This window comes from Aeromicrobium sp., assembly GCF_049586495.1.
GTDB lineage: Bacteria > Actinomycetota > Actinomycetes > Propionibacteriales > Nocardioidaceae > Aeromicrobium.
In genome coordinates this window covers 1-5,482 of sequence record NZ_JBAVCB010000102.1, presented here as the reverse complement: position 1 = coordinate 5,482, position 5,482 = coordinate 1, and the positions used below count along the sequence as shown (strand labels likewise).

General features: G+C 65.3%; 7 protein-coding genes. All 7 read right to left on the bottom strand.

The window, feature by feature from the left end:
• Positions 1-252 (bottom strand): metal-sulfur cluster assembly factor (locus WB508_RS05785; RefSeq protein WP_423843931.1); only part of this gene is annotated, 252 nt, incomplete at its 3' end.
• Positions 249-713 (bottom strand): Fe-S cluster assembly sulfur transfer protein SufU, encoded by a 465-nt coding sequence (gene sufU / locus WB508_RS05780; protein WP_423843932.1) that lies wholly within the window; start codon positions 711-713, stop codon positions 249-251. The genes WB508_RS05785 and sufU, both read right to left, overlap by 4 nt.
• A 15-nt stretch (positions 714-728) precedes the next feature.
• The gene (locus WB508_RS05775; RefSeq protein ID WP_423843930.1) at positions 729-1,982 is read right to left on the bottom strand and encodes a cysteine desulfurase; all 1,254 of its coding nucleotides are present in this window, start codon (positions 1,980-1,982) and stop codon (positions 729-731) included.
• Complete coding sequence (gene sufC / locus WB508_RS05770) at positions 1,982-2,743, bottom strand: Fe-S cluster assembly ATPase SufC (RefSeq protein WP_423843929.1); 762 nt, start codon at positions 2,741-2,743, stop codon at positions 1,982-1,984. The genes WB508_RS05775 and sufC overlap by 1 nt, the downstream gene beginning before the upstream one ends.
• 19 nt (positions 2,744-2,762) lie before the next feature.
• The gene (locus WB508_RS05765; protein WP_423843928.1) at positions 2,763-3,080 is read right to left on the bottom strand and encodes a non-heme iron oxygenase ferredoxin subunit; all 318 of its coding nucleotides are present in this window, start codon (positions 3,078-3,080) and stop codon (positions 2,763-2,765) included.
• Entirely contained in the window at positions 3,077-4,237 is a 1,161-nt protein-coding gene (gene sufD, locus WB508_RS05760) for a Fe-S cluster assembly protein SufD (RefSeq protein WP_423843927.1), read from the bottom strand. Before sufD ends, WB508_RS05765 begins: the two co-directional genes overlap by 4 nt.
• Positions 4,234-5,482, bottom strand: a 1,249-nt coding sequence (gene sufB, locus WB508_RS05755) for a Fe-S cluster assembly protein SufB (RefSeq protein WP_423843926.1), incomplete at its 5' end; no start/stop codon positions are given. The genes sufD and sufB, both read right to left, overlap by 4 nt.

The window sequence follows — 5,482 nt, the reverse complement described above, 5'->3', positions numbered from 1 at the left end:
CTGGTCCTCGATGACGTCGGTCAGCGGGCAGGCCGCGGACGTGAGCGTCATGGACAGCACCGTGTTGCTGTGCTCGTCGACGTCTGCTCCGTAGACCAGGCCGAGGTCGACGACATTGATGCCCAGCTCGGGATCGACGACGTCCTTCATGGCCTCGATGACGTCGGCTTCGGTGGTGGCGCCGCTACCGGTGGCGCCGGTGGGCGTGCTGGTGTCGACCTCGGGAAGGTCGCTGTGATCGATCTCGGTCATGCGTTCTCCTCGGTAGGGGTGGTCGGTGGTGATTGAGCCTGGACAACGGCATCTTTCCAGGCCATCCAGGACAGCAGTGCGCACTTGATGCGGGCGGGAAACTTGGCCACACCGGCGAAGGCGATGCCGTCTTCCAGGATGTCCTCGTCCGGTTCGATCTGGCCCTTGCCCTGCATCAGCTCGGTGAAGGTGTCGAGCACGCTCATGGCGTCCTCGATCGACTTGCCGATCAGCAGGTCGTACATGACCGACGTCGAGGCCTGGCTGATCGAGCAGCCCTCGGCGGCATAGGACACATCGGCCACGGTGTTGCCGTCGAGGTGTACCCGCAGCGTGAGCTCATCACCGCAGGTCGGGTTGACGTGATGGACCTCGGCCTCGAACGGCTCACGCAGGCCAGCGCCATGTGGGCGCTTGTAGTGGTCGAGGATGATCTCCTGGTACAACGAATCCACGTTCATGGCATCAGTCATCAGTCACGCCCCAAAGTACTTCTTGGTGTGCAGCAAGGCCTCGACCAGCGCGTCGACTTCCTGGGTGGTCGTGTACAGGTAGAACGACGCGCGCGTGGTGGCCTGCACGCCGAACCGCAGGTGAGCCGGCTTGGCGCAGTGGTGCCCGGCACGAACGGCCACGCCACGCGAGTCGAGCAGCTGGGCGATGTCGTGCGGGTGCACGCCGTCGAGCGTGAAGCTGATCGCTCCCCCGCGGTCGACGGCTTCCTTGGGACCGATGACCGTGAGTCCGTCGATCTCCTGCAGAGCGCCCAGCGCGTAGGCGGTGATCTGCTGCTCGTGAGCGGCGACGTTCTCCATGCCGATGCGGGTCAGGTAGTCGGCAGCTGCTGCCAGGCCGATGGCCTGGGCGATCGGCGGAGTGCCCGCCTCGAACCGCGCCGGTGGACGAGCGAAGGTGCTGCGCTCCATCGTGACGGTCTCGATCATCTCGCCACCACCGAGGAACGGCGGCAGCTCGGCCAGCAGGTCGTAGCGACCCCAGAGCACGCCGATGCCGGTGGGACCCACCATCTTGTGGCCGGTGAACGCGACGAAGTCAGCACCCAGCGTGGACAGATCGACCGGCAGCTGCGGCACAGCCTGCGAAGCGTCGACCACGACCAGTGCACCGACCTCGCGGGCACGGGCCATGATCGGCTCGAGCGGGTTGATGGTGCCGAGCATGTTGGACACCCACGTCAGGGACACCACCTTGGTGCGCTCGGTGATCAAGGTGTCGAGGTTCGACAGGTCGAGGCGTCCCTCGTCCGTGACTCCGAACCACCGCAACGTGGCGTGGGTGCGGTCGCACATCAGCTGCCACGGCACGATGTTGGAGTGGTGCTCCATCTCGGAGATGACGATCTCGTCACCCAGGCCGATGCGGCCCGAATCACCCAATGTGCGGGCCACCAGGTTGAGCGCTTCGGACGCGTTCTTGGTGAACACGACCTCCTCGCGAATCGGTGCACCGATGAACTCGGCGATCCGGGTGCGCGCGTCCTCGAAGGCGCCGCTCGCCTCCGCGCCCAGCTGGTGCATGGCGCGCGCCACGTTGGCGTTGTGCAGCCGATAATGACGATCGATTGCGTCGATCACCTGCGTGGGTTTCTGCGACGTGTTGGCGCTGTCGAGGTACACCAGCGGCAGGTCGCCGGCCAGCCGACGTTCCAGGATCGGGAAGTCCTCCCTGATCCTGGCGACATCGAACGTCGTGCCCTCAAGCAGTGTCATCAGCTGGCTGCAGCCTTCGTGTACTTGTCGTAGCCCTCCGCCTCGAGCTGGTCGGCGAGCTCGCGACCGCCCTGCTCGGCGACCTTGCCGGCCACGAAGACGTGAACGTAGTCGGGCTTGATGTACTGCAGGATGCGCGTGTAGTGGGTGATCAGCAGCACGCCACGGTCGCCCTGGTCGCTGTAGCGGTTGACGCCGTCGGACACGACTCGCAGGGCGTCGATGTCCAGACCGGAGTCCGTCTCGTCGAGCACGGCGAACTTCGGATTCAGCAGCTCGAGCTGAGCGATCTCGTGGCGCTTCTTCTCGCCACCGGAGAATCCCTCGTTGACGCTGCGCTGGGAGAACTCCTTGTCGAGCGTGACCCGCTCGAGCGCCGCGTTGACGTCCTTGATCCACGTGCGCAGCTTGGGAGCCTCGCCGTCGATGGCGGTCTTGGCGGTACGCAGGAAGTTCGCGACCGAGACACCGGGAACCTCGACGGGGTACTGCATGGCGAGGAACAGGCCTGCACGCGCGCGCTCGTCGACGGTCATGCCGAGAATGTCCTGGCCGTCGAGCGTGATCGTTCCGCTGGTGACGGTGTACTTGGGGTGACCGGCGATCGTGTAGGCGAGCGTGGACTTGCCCGAGCCGTTCGGGCCCATGATGGCGTGCACCTCACCGGAGGTGATGGTGAGGTTGACCCCCTTCAGGATCTCCTTGTCGCCGTCCTCGGTCTTGACCGAGACGAACAGGTCCTTGATGTCCAGAGTTGCCATGGGTGGGTGCTCCTGTGGTTCAGACGTCGACGAGGACGGTGTCGCCCTCGACGCGGGTGGGATAGGTGGGAACCGGCTCGATCGCCGGGAGGTTGAGTGGCTTGCCGGTGCGGACGTCGAACAGCGAGCCGTGCAGCCAGCACTCGATCTCGCAGCCGCCGTCGCCGATGGTGACATCGCCCTCGGACAGCGGAACCGCCGCGTGCGAGCACTCGTCGCGCAGTGCGTAGACGCCGTCAGCGTCACGCACCAAAGCGATCTCGACTCCGTCGATCGTGACCGCGAGGACTCCGCCGACCGGAACGTCGGCGAGTGCGGCAGCCTTCTGGAAGGTCATGCGGAGACCGCCGGACGACCGATGTGTTCGGCCAGCTCTTCCTCGATGGCCGCGACGAGCCGTTCCTCCAGCTCCGGGACGCCGATGCGCCGGATGATGGCGTTGAAGAAGCCGTGCACGACGAGGCGGCGGGCTTCTTCCTCCGGAATGCCACGGCTCTGCAGGTAGAACAGGTGCTGATCGTCAAAACGGCCCGTCGTGGACGCGTGTCCGGCGTCCTCGATGTCGCCGGTCTCAATTTCCAGGTTCGGCACGGAGTCAGCCTTGGCACCGTCGGTGAGCACGAGGTTGTCGTTGCTCTCGAACGTGGAGATGCCCTGGGCTTCCTTGCGGATCAGGACGTTGCCGACCCACACGGTGTGAGCGCCGTCGCCTTGCAGGGCGCCCTTGTACTCCACATTGCTCTTGGTGCGAGGAGCGGTGTGATCGATGAACTGGCGATGCTCGATGTGCTGACCCTGATCGGCGAAGTAGATGCCGAGCAGGTCGATGCTGCCGCCAGGACCGGCGTAGTCGACGTTGACGTTGGTGCGCACCAGATCGCCGCCGAGGCTGAACTCGAACATGCGCAGCGCGGCATCGCGCCCGACCCGCACGTTGTACTGGGCGGCGTGCACCGCATCGTCCTGCCAGTCGTTGACCGTGACGATGTCGACCTGGGCGCCGTCACCCACGATGACTGGCACGAACGCGTTGTAGATGGCGCTGCCGACGTGATCGACCACGATGGTCGCCTTGGAGTGGGTTCCGACGCGGATCGCGACGTGACCCCACACCGTCTCGCCGGCCGTGGTGCCCGACAGCGTGATCCGGACCGGGCTGTCGAGCTCGGTGTTGGCCGGGATGTCGAGCAGGGTGGCGCCGCCAGCGTTGGCGACCGCGAGGGCTCCCAGACGGTCGAACGGGGCGGCCACGTTGAGTGCCCTCGCCTCGTCAGAACCGATCGAGCTCACGGTGGCACCGTCAGGAATCTCTTCCTTCCAGTCCAGGCGGGCGTCCGACGGGGTGCCGTCGAGCAGACCACCCAGCCGCTTGAGCGGGGTGAAGCGCCAGATCTCTTCCCGGCCGGTGGGCACGGGGTGAGCGTCGACGTCGTAGGTGGGTTCGGGGTGCAGGTGGCTCTCGACGTGTTCGAGAGCGTGGTCGATCAAGGTCATCCAACAGCCCCTTCCATCTGCAGCTCGATCAAGCGGTTCAGCTCGAGGGCGTACTCCATCGGCAGCTCGCGCGCGATCGGCTCGACGAACCCGCGAACGATCATCGCCATGGCCTCGTCCTCACCCATGCCGCGTGACATGAAGTAGAAGAGCTGGTCGTCACTGAGCTTGGAGACCGTGGCCTCGTGACCGAGCGTGACGTCGTCCTCGCGGACATCGACGTACGGGTAGGTGTCCGAACGGCTGATCTGGTCGACCAGCAGCGCATCGCACTTGACGGTGCTGGCAGAACCTTCGGCGCCCTCGAGCACCTGCAGCAGACCCCGGTACGACGTGCGTCCGCCGCCACGAGCCACCGACTTGCTCAGGATCGAGCTGGACGTGTTGGGGGCCGCGTGCACCATCTTCGCGCCAGCATCCTGGTGCTGACCTTCGCCGGCGAAGGCAATCGACAGCGTCTCGCCGCGGGCGTGCTCGCCCATCAGGTAGACCGCCGGGTACTTCATGGTGACCTTGGAGCCGATGTTGCCGTCGACCCACTCCATCGTGGCGCCCTCTTCGCAGACGGCGCGCTTGGTGACCAGGTTGTAGACGTTGTTCGACCAGTTCTGGATCGTCGTGTAGCGGCAACGGCCACCCTTCTTGACGATGATCTCGACGACGGCGGAGTGCAGCGAGTCGCTGGAGTAGATCGGCGCGGTGCAGCCCTCGACGTAGTGCACGTAGGCACCTTCGTCGACGATGATCAGCGTGCGCTCGAACTGGCCCATGTTCTCGGTGTTGATGCGGAAGTACGCCTGCAGCGGGATGTCGACGTGGACGCCGGGCGGCACGTAGATGAACGAGCCACCGGACCACACGGCGGAGTTCAGCGCGGAGAACTTGTTGTCGCCGACCGGGATGATCGTGGCGAAGTACTCCTGGAACAGCTCGGGATGCTCCTTGAGCGCCGTGTCCGTGTCCAGGAACAGCACGCCCTGCTCCTCCAGATCCTCGCGGATCGAGTGGTAGACGACCTCGGACTCGTACTGAGCGGCAACGCCGGACACGAGGCGCTGCTTCTCGGCCTCGGGGATGCCCAGTCGGTCGTAGGTGTTCTTGATGTCATCGGGCAGATCGTCCCAGGTGGTGGCCTGCTTCTCGGTGGACCGCACGAAGTACTTGATGTTGTCGAAGTCGATGCCGCTGAGGTCTGAACCCCACGTGGGCATCGGCTTGCGACCGAACAGCTTCAGTCCCTTGAGG